Origin of the sequence: Sporolactobacillus sp. THM19-2 (assembly GCF_004153195.1) — a bacterium.
Lineage (GTDB): Bacteria > Bacillota > Bacilli > Bacillales > Sporolactobacillaceae > Sporolactobacillus.
This window is the reverse complement of the sequence record NZ_SEMC01000004.1, coordinates 116,671-133,025: the sequence shown is the minus strand read 5'-3', so window position 1 is coordinate 133,025 and position 16,355 is coordinate 116,671. Positions and strand designations below refer to the sequence as shown.

Annotated in this window: 11 protein-coding genes; 1 reads left to right on the top strand and 10 read right to left on the bottom strand. The window is 44.2% G+C overall.

The window, feature by feature from the left end; genetic code table 11:
* Positions 1–16: 16 nt before the first annotated feature.
* The 3 genes from plsX to EWH91_RS05255 all read right to left on the bottom strand — a co-directional run bounded on the left by plsX (position 17) and on the right by EWH91_RS05255 (position 3,499).
* Entirely contained in the window at positions 17–1,030 is a 1,014-nt protein-coding gene (plsX, locus tag EWH91_RS05265; RefSeq protein ID WP_129928980.1) for a phosphate acyltransferase PlsX, read from the bottom strand.
* Between the two features lie 332 nt (positions 1,031–1,362).
* On the bottom strand, positions 1,363–2,607 hold the full coding sequence (locus tag EWH91_RS05260; protein WP_129928979.1) for an ABC transporter permease: 1,245 nt from the start codon (positions 2,605–2,607) through the stop codon (positions 1,363–1,365).
* Complete coding sequence (locus EWH91_RS05255; RefSeq protein ID WP_129928978.1) at positions 2,600–3,499, bottom strand: ABC transporter ATP-binding protein; 900 nt, start codon at positions 3,497–3,499, stop codon at positions 2,600–2,602. The genes EWH91_RS05260 and EWH91_RS05255 overlap by 8 nt, the downstream gene beginning before the upstream one ends.
* A gap of 208 nt (positions 3,500–3,707) precedes the next feature.
* On the opposite strand from EWH91_RS05255, the gene EWH91_RS05250 reads away from it, so the two are divergent.
* Complete coding sequence (locus tag EWH91_RS05250) at positions 3,708–4,115, top strand: DUF2871 domain-containing protein (protein WP_129928977.1); 408 nt, start codon at positions 3,708–3,710, stop codon at positions 4,113–4,115.
* Positions 4,116–4,275: 160 nt separating this feature from the next.
* Here EWH91_RS05250 and EWH91_RS05245 read toward each other — a convergent pair whose 3' ends face one another.
* The 7 genes from EWH91_RS05245 to glgB all read right to left on the bottom strand — a co-directional run bounded on the left by EWH91_RS05245 (position 4,276) and on the right by glgB (position 16,129).
* Complete coding sequence (locus EWH91_RS05245) at positions 4,276–5,196, bottom strand: branched-chain amino acid transaminase (protein ID WP_129928976.1); 921 nt, start codon at positions 5,194–5,196, stop codon at positions 4,276–4,278.
* A 266-nt stretch (positions 5,197–5,462) separates the two neighbouring features.
* On the bottom strand, positions 5,463–7,337 hold the full coding sequence (locus EWH91_RS05240) for a glycoside hydrolase family 13 protein (RefSeq protein ID WP_129928975.1): 1,875 nt from the start codon (positions 7,335–7,337) through the stop codon (positions 5,463–5,465).
* Between the two features lie 72 nt (positions 7,338–7,409).
* Positions 7,410–9,800: a glycogen/starch/alpha-glucan phosphorylase gene (locus EWH91_RS05235; protein WP_129928974.1), complete on the bottom strand. Its 2,391-nt coding sequence runs from the start codon at positions 9,798–9,800 to the stop codon at positions 7,410–7,412.
* 227 nt (positions 9,801–10,027) lie between these two features.
* A complete protein-coding gene (gene glgD, locus EWH91_RS05230; protein ID WP_129928973.1) occupies positions 10,028–11,245 on the bottom strand; it encodes a glucose-1-phosphate adenylyltransferase subunit GlgD in 1,218 nt (405 codons plus the stop codon).
* Positions 11,232–12,377, bottom strand: a complete 1,146-nt coding sequence (locus EWH91_RS05225; RefSeq protein ID WP_129929082.1) for a glucose-1-phosphate adenylyltransferase — start codon at positions 12,375–12,377, stop codon at positions 11,232–11,234. Before EWH91_RS05225 ends, glgD begins: the two co-directional genes overlap by 14 nt.
* 332 nt (positions 12,378–12,709) lie before the next feature.
* Complete coding sequence (glgA, locus tag EWH91_RS05220; RefSeq protein ID WP_129928972.1) at positions 12,710–14,143, bottom strand: glycogen synthase GlgA; 1,434 nt, start codon at positions 14,141–14,143, stop codon at positions 12,710–12,712.
* Between the two features lie 39 nt (positions 14,144–14,182).
* Positions 14,183–16,129 carry a 1,4-alpha-glucan branching protein GlgB gene (gene glgB, locus EWH91_RS05215; protein WP_129928971.1) on the bottom strand — a complete coding sequence of 649 codons (1,947 nt, stop codon included), beginning with the start codon at positions 16,127–16,129 and terminating at the stop codon, positions 14,183–14,185.
* Between the last annotated feature and the right edge of the window lie 226 nt (positions 16,130–16,355).

Genomic DNA, 16,355 nt, shown 5'->3' with positions numbered 1-16,355 from the left:
GTTTTACAGATAAATATTAAACCTTACTGTTCAGCCAGGTGTGATCCTTATCATGGATCGTCTCTTCAATGATTCCTACAACATCTTCTTCAACAAGCAGTTTAGCCTGTTTAATCGCAGTAAATACCGCTTCACTTTTTGCTGCACCGTGGACTTTAATGACAGGAGCCGACAGTCCGAAGAGCAGCGCGCCACCATAAGCTGAGTAATCCATACGATTTTTGATTGACTTCAGTTTTCCATACATCAGTCCGGTTAATACCTTCGTGTAAAGTGATCCGCCAAGTGTTTCTTTCAGTAAGTTGATCAGAGACATCGCTGTACCCTCAATGCTTTTCAGAACCAGATTGCCGGAAAAGCCGTCGGCAACGATCACATCTGCGGGTCCCTGCAGAAGTTCCCGTGACTCCACGTTGCCGATAAAATTGACAGGTGCTTCGCTTAATAACTGATAAGCTTTTTTGGTCAGCTCATTGCCCTTTCCCGGTTCTTCACCGATGTTCAGAAGACCAATTCGCGGATTCGAACGATGCATAATTTTTTCCGCATAAATCGACCCCATCAAGGCATATTGCAACATATTTTCCGGTTTTGTTTCCGCATTAGCCCCAACATCCAGAAAGAGAAATCCTTTGTTCTCGTGAATCGTCGGAAGAGTCGGTGCCAGTGCCGGGCGGTCAATTCCTTTGATACGTCCTACACCGAACAGTCCTGAAGCCATAAGTGCGCCTGTATTCCCTGCTGAAATGGCGGCTGCGCAACGCTTTTCTCTGACTTCCTGCACGGCAAGAACCATTGATGCCTGCTTTTTGCTGCGTACAGCCTTTACCGGAGCATCCGTCCCTTCGATTTTTTCTGTTGTATGAAGAATGTCAATATGACGATGTTCGCTGAGAAGAGGTTCAATTCTGGCCCGGTCACCTACCAGTATAAATTCCAGATCAGGAAAAGCTTCTGCTGCCCGAACTGTCCCTTCAACAATCGCTCCGGGTGCGTTATCTCCGCCCATTGCGTCAATTGCCAGTTTCATTCATGTTCTCCCCTTCTGTCGATCCAAACTGTATCTGAAAGCGTCAAGGCTTCATGTCCTTGTGATCATATGTTATCGACCTCAGTCTATACTTCGTAACTTTAACACTTATTACGTTTTCTGTCCAAATATGGTTTCATTAGCCGGCAAACGAACACCCCTAATGTTTCCATTAAGAATAAGTAAAATGAAGAAAAACCTGCCGGCTGGCAAGTCGCAGGCGCCGCCGGAAGGCTTATTTTTTTCTGCAGCCTTTCCCCATAAAAATTTAATCCTTCCTAAAGTCTTAAAAGAGCGGGAAACCTGTCCGGTTTTCCACCCTGATTGCAAAATTATTTGGAAAGTGAAAGTGCCTGTTTCATCTTTTTAAGAAACGAGCCTGAGGTGTAGGTCAGCACAGAACCCTTATAAAAGCGCAGGCTGAACAGGAACAGCCAAATGATCGTTGCCGCCAGGAGGATCAATGAGACCGCTGCCTCCCAAAGCCCCATGTCCGTTGCGCCGATCCGCATCGGCATAATCATCGATGAAATAAACGGAATGTACGAACTGACTTTTATCAGGAGTGTATCCGGGTTGTTCATCCCGCTGATCGCGATAAAAAAACCAATCATTAATGCGAAAGTGACCGGCATGATGGCCTGACCTACATCCTGTACTTTATTGACAAGGGAGCCCAGTACGGCCCCAATGAGGGTGTAAAGGATGCAGGCAAGCACGAAGAACAGGATCGCATAGATGAAATAGGCAGCTGAAACAGTAGAAAAAAAGGATTGCACACTGTTCCAGTATTCCCCGTGGTTCATCGTTTTTGCCATGATCAGGGCAGCACCGGCCAGCACGATGATCTGGGTAAATGCCAGGGAAAGAATTCCTGTAACTCTTGAGAGTAAATGTATGAGAGGGGATGAACTTGATATGATGATTTCCATAATCCTTGTGTCTTTTTCTGCCGCAATCTCAGAAGAAATCATTGAAAGATAGGACAGAACAAACAGATATATTAAGAATGCAATGCCATATGAGATCAGCGTAGCCTTCGTCTTGCTGTCTGCAGACTTTCCTTCCTGCTGCGTGTTCATCGTGTGCTGATCGAGTGTCAGGTGGGAGGAAAGAATGCGCTGGGCCTGCTCATTGGTCAGGTTCATCTGTTTGATGGTAAACAATTGATTGACATTTTGAACATAATGATCGAGTTGTTGCTGATAATTAAGCTCAAGGGCTGTATCCGCAGTACGGATTTGTGCTGTAAGCTGACCGGATGCATTCTGATCCAGCAGAAGCACCCCGTCCGCTTTTTTCTTTTTCACACTTTGATCTGCCTGATCCAGCGTACCCGTAAAGTTTTTGAATTTCAAATGATTATCACTTTTGAAAAATGCAGCCGTGTTCAAACGGGTCTGATCGACAATTACAATTTTGACAGCTTTGTTATTGGAAGATAACCAGCTGCTGATTGTTGGCCACATGAATGCGGCAAAAATGGCAAGCAGCATGATCAGTGTCGTGATTAGAAAAGATTTTGCCTTCAGTTTACTCAGGTAGGATTGTGAAAAAAGAACAAGGAATTTATTCATGGGGGTCACCCACCTTCCGTGTAAAAATTTCCTCAAGGGACAGATAATCAAGGCTGAACTTCTCAATAAAGCCATCTTTTGTCACCTGTCGAAAGATCTCCGGTGCGTTCTCTTCCCCTGAAAGAAGCAGGCGGAACATGTCTTGCTCCCGGGATACAGACAGGACACCCGGTAATACGGATAGTTGCTCGGCGGTAAATGGCCCGCGCAGGGTCAGGTTTATTTTTCCAAACTGTGCCTTCAACTCTCGAAGCGGGCCGCTGAAAAGGGAAACACCGTGCTTCAGAAGACAGATATGGTCACACAGCTCTTCCACATGATCCATACGGTGGCTTGAAAAAATGATCGTTGCCCCTTCATTTTTCGCATCGATGATGGCCGACTTTAACAAACCTGCATTGACCGGATCAAGCCCGCTGAATGGCTCATCCAGTATAAGGAGAGACGGTTTATGAATCAGGCTTCCGATCAGCTGGACTTTTTGCTGATTTCCCTTGGACAATGTTTCAGTTGCGGCCTTTCGCTTATCTGTCAGGTCAAAACGATCCAGCCAATAGGCAATTTCATCTTTTAGTGTCGACTTATCCTTCCCGCGTAACCTGCCAAAAAACATCAGCTGGTCTTCTACCGGCATTTTTGGATATAAGCCCCGTTCTTCAGGCAGATAACCTATGATATTCCTGTTCAGGGCATGAACAGACTGACCATTCCATTTGATTGTCCCCGATGTTGGAGTCAGCAGGCCGAGGATCATCCGGAATGTCGTTGTTTTTCCTGCCCCGTTTTGTCCGATTAATCCGAAAATTTTACCACTTTCCGCTTCGAAGGTCAGTTTATTTACGGCGGTAAACGTCTGGAACTGTTTCGTCAGTTGATGAACCGTCAGTGTCATATTTTTCCTCGCTTTCCAATCCTGCATTTTGTCATTATTAGTGTATCATAAGACTCAATGCATAGAATAGCAGAATAGCCACTGTTCAGGGGCGCTTTAACTTTAACCCGGGCATCGTTACCTCCACCGGATACGTTTTCTTTTCCCATGCGAGAATTTCAGGCTATAATAAAACAGGTCGAAAATACATATCACCTGGAGGAATATGATGAAAAGGCTCTATTATACTGCACTTGGTTATATGATTGCGGGACTCATAGCCGGCATATATTATCGTGAAGTGACAAAAATAACCGGATTTACAGGTAAAACCATGCTGTCAGTCCTGCATACGCATCTTCTGGTTCTCGGGATGTTTTTCTTCCTGATCCTTATTTTGCTTGAGAAGCAATTTTGTTTATCAAAGAGTAAACTGTTCACTGCATTTTACTGGATCTATAATATTGGCGTCATATGGACAGTGGCACTCCTTGCTGTTCATGGCACGATCACTGCCGCAGGAGGTCTATCCGGTCCGGCTATCGCCGGCATTGCCGGTATGGGGCATATTATTCTGTCAGGCGGCCTGATCCTGTTTTTCATCCTGTTGAAAGAACGGATTACCCAGGCAAAATAAAGATATCAGGAAAAGCTGGCTCAGTCAGTACCAGTTGAGCCAGAGTTACGTTTACACCATAATTTAAAATCTATATCATGATGAACTTTTGTGCGAAAAAAAAGCCGAAGCGATTGATCAGTCGCTTCGGCTCCATTAATGCTAAACAAATATAAACGAATTATTTATCGTAAACAGGTGTGCATGATTCAGCGTATTTTGGGTTATTTCCTGTTGTCAGGCCAAAGAATAACTCTTTAATCTTTTTGCAGACATCACCTTCATGGCCTGTTCCGATCGTTCGGTGATCGACTTCAACAATCGGTGTGACCTCCATGGCAGTACCGCTGAAGAAGACTTCATCTGCAACATACAGCTCAGATCTGGAGATACTCCGTTCATCAACTTCAAGCCCGAGTTCTTCCTTAGCCAGTTTCATAACAAGATCACGGGTGATTCCTTCAAGGATATTGTCTGCAGGTGGTGGTGTAACCAGTTTACCCTTCCGAAAGATGAAGATATTTTCACCGGATCCCTCACAGACATGGTCGCCATTCGTCAGGAAGATCGCTTCATCGAATCCGGCGCTTTTTGTTTCAAGTGCAGCCAGTGCAGAGTTCATATAAGCTGCGGTAGCTTTGGTACGCGGTGGGAGCTGGTTATTGGAGATCCTTTTCCATGAGGTAACGCCAACACTCAGCTCCGGCTTGCCGGCATACTTATTTAATGGCTGGGTATAGATCACAACCTTGACATCTTTACCGTCAAGAGTGGGTCCAATATCCTGTGCGTCATTGTATACAATCGGGCGGACATATGTAGTCGTGCGACAGTTATTTGCTTTCAGAAGTTCCACGGTTCCTTTGATCAGATCATCAACAGTCAGATCGAAATTCAGGTTAACCGTTTTGGCAGATTGTTTCAGTCTCTCATAATGTTCCCTGAGCTTAAATCCATAAAGCTGTTCGCTTTTGTCATCCCAGTATGCGCGGATGCCTTCAAAAACACCCAGTCCATAGTTAAATGCCTTACTGCGGACGCTGATTTTAACATCGTCTTCTTTGACAATCTTCCCCTGATAATACACATAAGATTCTGACATGTAAACTCCTCCTGGATTTTGGTATATCACAGATACTGTTCCGGCTTTTTGCCGGTAAGAGAACCCCTATCCGGTCCTCCCCTGCACGGGTCTCTTGTACAGTACAGCTCTGTTTTTTTGTGTATCTTAATCATAGCACAAAAAAGAGTGCCAATTTCAATAAATATTGAAAAATTTTACACGAGATGAATACATCAGCTTGTCTTTTCCCCCTGCAACAGGATCATGAAGCAATTATGAGCATACAGATTCAGAAATAGGAGCACTTACTTTTTTGACGGTTTAACGTTCTTTGCCTCTTTTTTGACAAATTGCAACGGGAGCAGATCAAACGGGCTCTTAAAAAGATACCCGATCATTTGTCTGATTCGATCACCGCCTGTCTCATCATGCACTTTATCCAGAGAAAACATCTGGACCTCTTCAGCAGGATTGAAAATCAAAACGGTATAGGTAAATCTACTCCTGGCCCTGATGAATCCAAACAGATTTCCGGCAGAAAAGGGAAAATAATCTCCGGTTTGCAGATTTTCATCTGTCCTGCGTGCCCGTATTGCAGCTCGAAAGAAAGCTTCTATTTCTTTGTTTTCACGTCCCCAGGGGAAGAAACGTCGATTGTCCGGATCTTTTCCACCCGTGAGTCCGGCTTCATCTCCATAGTAAATGCACGGCACTCCAGGAAGAGTCATAAGCATCCAGACTGCGATCTTCAGTTTCTGTTTCTTGCCATCAAGTACAGTCAGGATCCGTTCCGTATCATGAGTATCGATATTGTTCATATTGGAGAAAAACGCAGCACGCGGATAGTTTGATTTTAAAGTAAAACTTGCTCTGGCAGCATGACGGGCAGTGATCCTGCCAAGGAGAAGATCAATAATCAGCGTACGAAAAGGATAATTCATTACGCCATGCAGTGCACCACCTTCCAGATAATGCCGTCTTTTGCCATAGGCCAGTTTATTTGATGCATCCTCCCAGACTTCACCGATAAGCACCTTCTCTTCTCCGGGTCTGTTATATTGATCCAGTGCATGTCGTATCCCGGTTATAAAATCATCGGGCAATTCGTCTGCAACATCAAGCCGCCAGCCGCCTATACCGATTCTCGTCCAGCGATCAATGACACTTTCATCAGACTTATAAATAAATTGACGGAAACTTTCGTTATTATGGTCAATGGATGGAAGATCATCGATATTCCACCAGCTTTCATAACGATCAGGATAGTGAAGAAATGTAAACCAGCCATAATAAGGGGAGCTGCGATCACGATAAGCTCCGCCTGCTCCATAATGACCAAATTTGTTGAAATACACACTGTCCGCACCGACATGGTTGAATACGCCATCCAGTATAATGTGTATCCCCATCCTGCCGGCTTTCGCAACAAGTTTTTCAAATATTTTCTCCGAACCGAACATCGGATCAATTTTCCGAAAATCCCCGGTATTGTATTTATGATTACTGCTTGCCTCAAAAACAGGACTTAAATAAAGGATGGTAATCCCGAGTGTGCGCAATGTATGAAGCTTATCTATGATGCCCGACAGATTCCCGCCAAAAAAATCCCAGCGCACAATTTCCCCCTTGCTGTTTCGGATATAATAAGGCGAATCTTCTTCTGTTGCATAAATAAAGGAATTTTTCTTCGGATGATCAATTCTGTGATGGCTATTCCCGTTATTAAAGCGGTCAACGAAAATATGATAGATAACCCCGTGTGTATACCATTCCGGTGCAGGATCATAGCGGGAACAGGTCGTCAGCTGATACTGCTGAAGGGCAGATGGATCATCCAGTTCCCGTCCTTCGCCGCCGAAGTTGTCAGCAGATTTTGCGTAATACACAGTTTTACGGGTTCCCTTTTCATCCCTGTACTCTATTTGGAAATGGTAAAAATAGAGACCAGCTGGTGCGTTGGTAGAAAATGATATCTTAAATCGGAAGGGGTTTTCAGAATCCAGCTTCATTTCTACATGCTGAAAATCAAGCCCATCCTTCTTAATCACCAGAAAGACATGCTCTACTTCAGCCAGGGGCACATCAATGGCAAAATGAACAAACTGTCCGATTTGAACTGTTCCAAACGGTTTTCGGTATGTTTCCGACCAGGAATTAAAATAAATACGACGTGAATCCAACTGTCATCCCACTCCCCGTCATCATCCGGATCCTGCTTTCTTCCCATCATACTGTTTTGAAAAGTCAAACAGCTAAACATCCCAGATGTCGCTGGCATACTGACGAACCGTATAATCTGACGAAAAGACGCCGGCTCCGGCAATATTGATCAGAGCCATTCTCTGCCATGTAAGCGGGTCACGGTACAGGCGATCAATTTTTTTCTGAGCATGCACATAAGAATCAAAATCCCTTAATACAAAAAATTCATCTCCATACTTCACCAGTGAATCAAATATATCCTGTCCCTCCTGGCGGATTCCAGGAATGGTACCATCTGTCAGGGCGTTCAGAATTCGTCGGATGGCTGGATTTTTTTCATAATAATGCGACGAATGATAGGATCCGTCCGCATAGTATTGAAAAACTTCCTGCTCGGTCAGGCCAAAAATAACAATGTTATCCGGACCTACACGATCCCGTATCTCCACATTTGCTCCATCCAGTGTGGCCAGAGTTACGGCCCCGTTAAGCATCAGTTTCATGTTGCTTGTTCCCGATGCTTCCTTTGAAGCAAGAGAGATCTGCTCGCTGACGTCAGACGCGGGGATGATCCGTTCGGCAAGCGACACACCATAGTTTTCTACAAAGACAATTTTTAGTTTTCCGTTGATTGCCAGGTCATTGTTGATCAGATCAGCTGCAGAATTAATTAGTTTGATAATTTCTTTTGCATAGGTGTAACTCGGTGCCGCTTTTGCTCCAAATATAAAGACCCTTGGATAGATATCGGCTTTCGGGTTATCTTTCAGCTGAAAGTACAAATAGAGGATGTGCATTAAATTCAGCAATTGCCTTTTATACGCATGCAACCTTTTAATTTGTACATCAAAAATGGCATCCGGGCTGATTTTGATCTTCATGGTTTCCAGGATATAATCGGCGAATCTCTTCTTATTGATCCGTTTAATATGCGCCAGCTCCTGGAGGGTCATCTCATCATTCCGGTAAGCCTTCAGCATTTTCAGCTCTGTGGGTATTTTCTCCCAGTCGCTGCCTATCTTTCTGCTGATCAGTTTACTGAGTGGTTCGTTTGCCAGCATCAGCCATCGCCGCTGCGTGATCCCATTCGTCTTATTGTTGAATCGTGAAGGATAGATGATAAAGAAATCATGCAGGACTTTTTCTTTAAGTATTGCTGTATGCATTTTAGCTACACCATTAATGCTATGGCTGCCGATGATCGCCAGATTGGCCATTTTCACATGATGACCCTCAATAATCCGCGTACGTTCGACGAGATCCCGGTCATAGAGGGTAAGCATCTTCTGAACATAACGGCGATCGATTTCCTCTATAATCTGATAAACTCTCGGGATTAACGTTTTGATCATATCAACCGGCCACTTCTCAAGCGCTTCTGACATAATCGTGTGATTCGTATAGCTCATAACATGGATTGTTATGTTCCAGGCATGTTCCCAGTCCATCTTCTCATCATCGAGGAGAATCCGCATGAGTTCCGGAACACATAGTGCAGGGTGTGTATCATTAATATGAATCCCTGCCTTCTCAGCAAGATGATTCATCGTTAAACCCATCTTCTGATAATGCCGGACAATACTCTGAACACCTGCGGAAACAAAGAAGTATTCCTGTTTCAGTCGTAATAAACGCCCTTCATAGTTGGAGTCATCGGGATAAAGGACTTCGGAGATACTTTCAATCCGTTCCTGCTGATTCAGGTAAGACCAGTAATCACTGCTCTCATCCTGAGGCGGCATCTCAGCTGACCAGAGCCTCAGCGTATTCACTGTGTCATTGTCGTACCCAATCACGGGTATATCATACGGAACCGCAAGGACACGCTGATCGTGTTCATAGTGCGGGATCAGATAGCCACTGCGGGTCTCTTCCATCCAGACGTGTCCATAGAAGCTGACCGTCACAGCCATATTCAGTCGACGTGTTTCCCAGACATTTCCATTCTGCAGCCAGTTTTCCGGAAGTTCCACCTGGTAGCCATTGATAAATTTCTGCTTAAAGAGGCCGTATTTGAAACGGATCCCATTTCCATGACCCGGGATTCCGCATGTTGCGATAGAGTCAATAAAACAGGCGGCAAGTCTACCGAGTCCGCCATTTCCAAGACCGGGATCGGGTTCGGTCTGCGCAATCTTTTCCAGATTAAGACCGAGTTCTTCCAGACCAGATCGAACGGTCTGGAGAATGCCCAGATTCAGAAGATTGCTTTTTAACATCCGTCCAAGTAAAAATTCCATCGAAAAATAGTAAATTTGCTTTTGTTCCTTATCGAGGTATTTTTGATTTGTTTTATTCCAGTTTCTTGAACAATAGGCGCGGATGAGATTGCCGAGTGCAAAATACTGTTCGGTCACAGATGAATCATTTATATCCATCGAATAGAGATCCGTCAGCGTTCGCTTGAAATCTTCCTTGAATTTTCTTTTTGATAGGTCCATATTTATTTCCCGTCCTTGGAAGGTAAATGATCCAGCCGGGTCTGGTGCTGGCTGATACGATGCATTTTTTCCTTAAGATAGTTTACAGGTGTATCTTAACCCGTTCTGCGGGCATTTATAGTATGCTGTTCTGTCCTTTTTATATGTGAACGAAAGCCGGATGCCATTTTGAATGGTTTCCTGAGGGTACATCCATGCCATACCAATTTGTTAAGCCTGGCAGGTATTTAGGAAAAAAAAGAAGAATTATGGCTTTGAGCAGTAGACAGGTGACTCTGCATGTGTTCTTTTTCTTCCATGATGCGGCTGATTACAGAATTCTTTTCAATAACAACGGGTTCATCAGTTGTACCGATCAGTTTTGTATTGGGCTCAATTCGGACCTGTTTATCGAGAATCACATTTCGAAGTTCTGCACCAGGACCAATATAACTGCCCTGCATAATCACAGAGTTTTCAACTAAGGCGTTTTTTTCTATGGACACGTTACGGAATATGACAGAATGATAAATATCCCCTTTCACCATACATCCATTAGCGATTAATGAATCACTGGCTTCACAACTTTCTGCATAGTAAGTCGGTGCCTCATTCTTCACTTTCGTATGAATTGGCTGACTTCCCTTCAACAGTGCTGTCAGATTAGCATCCCGAAGCATATCCATATTTGCATCATAAAAGCTCTTAATAGAATTGATGATTTTCAGATAACCCGTATACTCAAACCCGTTGGTCGGCAGTCTGATCATCGCCTGATGCAGTACATCGCTTAAATTACAATATTCATTTTCAGCAACAGCATTTCGAATCAGACGCATGAGCAGGGAGCTTTTCAGCAGATAAATCTCCATATTAACCAGCAGCTTTTCTTCGCTGCCACGCAATGTGCAGGATTTCAGTTTCCTGACCAGGCCGTCTTCACCAATCGTCAGACAGGACATATATTGATCAAGGTCAGTATCCTGGTTTACGGATTGATAAACGACGGTCATATCTGCTCCCTGTGCGATATGATTTCTCAGGATCGCCTGCACATCAATATTGCACATCGTCCCTGTGCCCATAACTACAGCATATTCTGCACCTGATTTTTCAATAAATTCAATGTTTCTAAAGTAATTGAAGATGTCACCACCTGCGCTTAGCGAAAGTCCGGAACCTTTTCGGGCTGAAATGGATGAAAAAAAGAACAACCCGCCGTGAATGCTGTCGAGCCCCCATTCTTTCCCGCTGCGTACATGGTCGTATACAGAGCGCTGGCTGTCGTTCAGAAAAATTCCAACCGATTCTATTCCGGCCGTCGTCATATTGGACAGGGGAAAGTCAATCAGCCGGTATCTGCTGCAGAACGGAAGACTGGCGACCGGACGTGTCCGGGTCAGCGGATACATCGTTTCTCTTGATTCAGTCAGATTGATAATGCCGCAGATTCTATTCTTCCTCATCAGAAAGGCCCCCCACAACTTCGTTATAACCGACAACCTCAATGCCACCATCACTGATTAACTGAGCGTTATCAGCAAATACAGCGTGCTCACCGACTATCGCATGGTCAATTGTTACATTTTTTCCAATCACCGAATTGGCCATAATGATTGAATCCCTGATGATACTGTTCGCTCCGATTTTCACATTCTGAGATATGATAGAATGCTGCACCTCACCGGCAACATAGCATCCATCAACGATCAGAGATTCCCGCACTTTGGAATCTCTGGTCAGATAGTGCGGCGGGGCAAGAGGATTCTTCGAATAGATGCGCCATGATTTATCACGGATATTCAGTTCATGTTCCGGATTAATGAAAGCCATATTTGCATCCCAGAGACTGTCAACTGTTCCAACGTCTTTCCAGTAGCCTTCAAACGAGTAGGCGAAAACATTTTCCCCGTTTGCCAGGAAAGAAGGAATGACGTTTTTTGCAAAATCATTCATGTTTTGTCCTGTTGCGTGACTTTCCATCAGGTAGCGGCGCAGAACCTCCCAGTTGAAAATATAAATCCCCATCGATGCAAGATTACTTTTCGGCTTTTCTGGTTTCTCATCGAAATCAATAATTCTGTCCGTATTATCCGTATTCATGATACCAAAGCGCGTCGCGTCTTCCGCAGGGACCCTGATCACAGCTACTGTTGCCGTCGCTTTCTTGTTTTTATGAAAGTTCAGCATCAGTTCGTAATCCATCTTATAAATATGATCACCTGAAAGGATCAGAAGATAGGTGGGCTGGTGACTGTCGATATATGAAATATTCTGGTAGATGGCATGTGCTGTCCCCTGAAACCATTTTTCTCCGTCCAGACTGGAATGAGGCTGCAGGATGGTCACACCACCATCTCTGCGGTCAAGCCCCCAGTGTGAACCATTGCCGATATGATCGTTTAACTCAAGTGGCTGATACTGGGTAACCACACCGACCGTCCGAATTCCCGAATTGGAACAGTTGCTGAGTGAAAAGTCAATAATCCGGTATTTTCCACCGAATGGTACTGCCGGCTTAGCAATCGTACGGGTTAGTTTTCCCAGCCTTGAACCCTGACCACCTGCCAGAATCATTGCAATCATTTCGTCTTTCATCGCCAATGGAAAAAGGCATTTTCCAGCCTTTTTCCTTCCACCCCCTTTGCCTGCTTCGTTGATCATTATTCATCATATGATCTAACTCATCCGGGTATCTTCATCTTTATTGCTGAAATTTATGTTGTCTCCCGTGATTGTGAAAACCAAAGCAGGCAACCGCTTACACTGATTTTTTTGCGGGAAGTGCTGAAAGCCCGGAATATGAACCGGATCGGATAAAATTTTCTACATTTTAATTATATTACAAAAATAGGGATGAAATATATATATTATAATAAATTTCTGAAATATTTTATAAGCGTGCCTAATTCAGAAATGCCCTGCTTCAGTCAATGATCAAATAAAGATTCATAAAGATTTTTATAGGATTCAGCTGAAGTTTCCCAGCCAAAATCAAGCCGCATGGCACGGTTTGTCAGACTCCTCCAGAGAGCCCTGTCCTTTTGATAAAAATTCACTGCGCGTTTGATGGTGAACAACATATCGTGCGCATTATAATTTGAAAAACTGAATCCGTAACCGGAATCATCGTATTCATTGTACGGCTGGACGGTATCTTTCAGTCCGCCTGTTTCCCTGACGAGCGGCAGACTTCCATATCTCAGGGCAAGCAGCTGACCAATGCCGCAGGGCTCGAATTTTGACGGCATGAGAAACAAATCGGAAGATGCATAGATCTGACACGCCAGTCCTTCATCAAAAAAGATATTTGCAGAAGCGTTTCCAGGGTATTGAGAACAGAGATAACGAAATGCGGCTTCGTATCGCGGATCTCCGGTACCAAGCAAAACAAACTGGACATTGAGCGCCATGATTTCGTGAAAAACGCGCAGGACGAGATCTGCCCCCTTCTGCTCTGTCAGCCGTGTGATCATGCCGATCATTGGAATGTTTGCGTGATCCATTAAATGCAGTTTTTTTTGAAGCACCTGTTTGTTGGCCTTTTTCCCTTCTGCATCCCTGTAATGTGCGAAAAGGTGAGGATCCGTCACTGGATTATACGATTCCAGATCGATACCGTTGCAGATCCCGTGCAGGGCATCACTTCTTGACCTCAGAAAGCCGTCCAGTTTCTCTCCATAATAGGGAGTTTGAATTTCCATGGCGTAAGTCCTGCTTACGGTTGTCAGACAATCTGCGTAAGCCAGCCCTGCTTTCATATAACTGACACATCCATAAAATTCCAGACCTTCTATTGTAAAGAACTGGTCATTTAACCCCAACAGATCATAGAGAACAGATCTTGGATAGATACCCTGATATTTGAGGTTGTGAATGGTAAATATCGTACGGATGTTCTCATAATACAAATCAGAACGAAAGCATTCACTTTTCAAGAGCGCGCATATCGGTCCTGTCTGCCAGTCGTGGCAGTGGAGTACATCCGGCCGTTTGTCCAGATGCGGAAGAGCCTCCAGTACAGCCCGGGAGAAAAAGGCGAATCTTTCCCCGTCGTCGTCATATCCATAACAGCCGTGCCGCTTAAAGTAATATTCATTATCAAGAAAATAGTACCGTATACCATCCTTATCCAGGTATTCAATTCCGCAGTACTGCCGTCTCCAGCCAACAGGCACTTCAATATACTGTAAAAAGGTCAGCTCTTTTTTGAATCTGACCGGCATATCTTCATATTTCGGCAGGATCACATCAACATGCAGGTTCTTACGTTGCAGAGCTTTCGGTAGTGCAGCAACGACGTCACCCAATCCTCCGGTTTTGAAAAAAGGGGCACATTCAGAAGCTGCAAATAAAATATTCATCTCGCGTTTCCTTCCCATTCTGTAACAGGCCGAAATATTTTATTTCTCCAATTCTTTCAGCATCCTGTTCCTTTTTTTAGTCTGTTTCATGAAAATCGCCATGCCAAGTGGTGGTACTGTGATGCACATGCTGTATGGACGATGATGAAACGGTACTTCCTCAACGGGTATGGGTTCTCCATTGTATTGATCTGATCCCCCGAATACTTTTCTGTCACTGTTGAACATTTCAAGAAACGGTCCCTGTGATGGAACACCAACTCGAAAGTTCTGATACACCCTGGGCGTGAAATTGCAGATGACCAGGCAGTAATCTCCTTTACGCTTTCCTTTTCTGATAAAACTGATGATACTTTGTTCTGAATCATCCGGATCAATCCATTCAAAGCCCTCTTCCTCAAAATCAAGACGCCATAAGCAGGAATTTTCGCTGTAAAATGTATTCAGCGCTGTTGAATAATGGTTAAAAGCGCGATGGGTCGCATAATCAAAAAGGTTCCAGTCCAGCTGCTCGAGGTCTTTCCATTCATCAAACTGTGCGAATTCACTGCCCATAAACAACAGTTTCTTCCCAGGATGAGTCATAAACAAACCATAGAGGACGCGCAGACTGGCAAATTTCTGCCACATGTCCCCCGGCATTTTATTCAGAAGCGATTTTTTACCATAAACCAGTTCATCATGCGAAAAAGAAAGGATGAAATTTTCCGAGTAAGCATACAGCATGGAAAAAGTAATCAGCTGATGATGATTTTTTCTCTCATCGGGATCAAGCTGCATGTACTTGAGGATGTCATGTACCCAGCCCATATTCCACTTAAAATTAAAGCCCAGTCCACCTGAATCCACTGGTGAAGTGACAAGCGGATAATCTGTTGCTTCCTCTGCAGTCATCAGAGCATGTGGGAATCTGGAAAACACGGACGTATTCAGTTTTTTAATAAAATCAATGGCTTCAAGATTCTCTTCACCGCCAAACCTGTTCTTTAACTCACAGGGAAGGTCATGGTTATGATTCAGGTAGATCATTGAGGAGACGGCATCCATTCTGAATCCTTCCACATGATAAACATCCAGCCAGAAACGGGCATTTGAAATAAGGAAGCTCTCTACTTCTTTCTTGTTAAAGTCAAAGTTATAAGTTCCCCACTGCGGTCTGTCCGCAAGTATCGGATCCGCCGGTTCGTACAGCGCCGTTCCGTCAAACTTACCAAGTCCATGGCTGTCCCGGCAGAAATGAGCGGGTGTCCAGTCGAGGATGATACCGATACCGTGGTTATGGCAGGTATCTACAAAATACATAAAATCCTCCGGACGGCCAAAACGGCTGGTGGGCGCAAAATATCCAGTAATCTGATACCCCCATGAACGGTCATATGGATGCTCCATGATCGGCATCAGTTCAATATGTGTAAAGCCATGTTCAGCCACATAATCAACCAGTTCATCCGCAAGTTCCCTGTATGTCAGGAAACTGCCGTCTGCTTTTTTCTTCCACGATCCGGGATGGCATTCATAAATGACCATCGGTTTGTGAAAGAGATCTGTTTTTTCTCTTAATCTGATCCATTTTTGGTCTGTCCATTTATAATGGTCCAGTCTGGTCGTCACAGAAGCCGTGTTCGGCCGGGTTTCCGCAAAGAATGCATAAGGATCAGCTTTAAAAAAAGTGGGTCCGGATCCAGGCTTCAGGGCATATTTATATTTTTCTCCTTCTCCCATCCCTTCGACAAAACCTGTCCAGACTCCGGAACCGGCAACAGGTTTCAGTGGGGTTTTCTCCGCATTCCACTGGTTGAAATCACCGACTACTGAAACCCATTTAGCGTTCGGTGCCCAGACGGTGAAACGAAATCCTTCCACATCTCCGTTTTTCTCATAGTGTGCGCCAAACACTTTATAACCTTCATGCAGGGTGCCTTCATGAAACAAATAGAGATCAATATCGTTTGGATATGATGGTGGCTTATTTTCAACAGTTATCATTTGTCCACACCTCTGTATGAGATAAATTACTTAATTAATTAATTCTTTGTATAAGCGGACATCTCCTTCATCAAAAACTTAAAAATTTGTCAAATAATCAAACTTTTTCAAAGAAAAAATGTTGTTATCGCTCGGTACTTCCTTTTTTATCCTGCGGTAACCCCCCCACTGATTGAAGTTTCACTTTATTGACTCCAGAAAGGAACAAGGGACATCGACCCATAAA

Excerpts from the sequence above, each read along its gene's own strand:
- plsX (WP_129928980.1), bottom strand. The coding sequence starts at position 1,030 with ATGAAACTGGCAATTGACGCAATGGGCGGAGATAACGCACCCGGAGCG.
- EWH91_RS05260 (WP_129928979.1), bottom strand. The coding sequence starts at position 2,607 with ATGAATAAATTCCTTGTTCTTTTTTCACAATCCTACCTGAGTAAACTG.
- EWH91_RS05255 (WP_129928978.1), bottom strand. The coding sequence starts at position 3,499 with ATGACACTGACGGTTCATCAACTGACGAAACAGTTCCAGACGTTTACC.
- EWH91_RS05250 (WP_129928977.1), top strand. The coding sequence starts at position 3,708 with ATGAAAAGGCTCTATTATACTGCACTTGGTTATATGATTGCGGGACTC.
- EWH91_RS05245 (WP_129928976.1), bottom strand. The coding sequence starts at position 5,196 with ATGTCAGAATCTTATGTGTATTATCAGGGGAAGATTGTCAAAGAAGAC.
- EWH91_RS05235 (WP_129928974.1), bottom strand. The coding sequence starts at position 9,800 with ATGGACCTATCAAAAAGAAAATTCAAGGAAGATTTCAAGCGAACGCTG.
- glgD (WP_129928973.1), bottom strand. The coding sequence starts at position 11,245 with ATGAGGAAGAATAGAATCTGCGGCATTATCAATCTGACTGAATCAAGA.
- EWH91_RS05225 (WP_129929082.1), bottom strand. The coding sequence starts at position 12,377 with ATGAAAGACGAAATGATTGCAATGATTCTGGCAGGTGGTCAGGGTTCA.
- glgA (WP_129928972.1), bottom strand. The coding sequence starts at position 14,143 with ATGAATATTTTATTTGCAGCTTCTGAATGTGCCCCTTTTTTCAAAACC.
- glgB (WP_129928971.1), bottom strand. The coding sequence starts at position 16,129 with ATGATAACTGTTGAAAATAAGCCACCATCATATCCAAACGATATTGAT.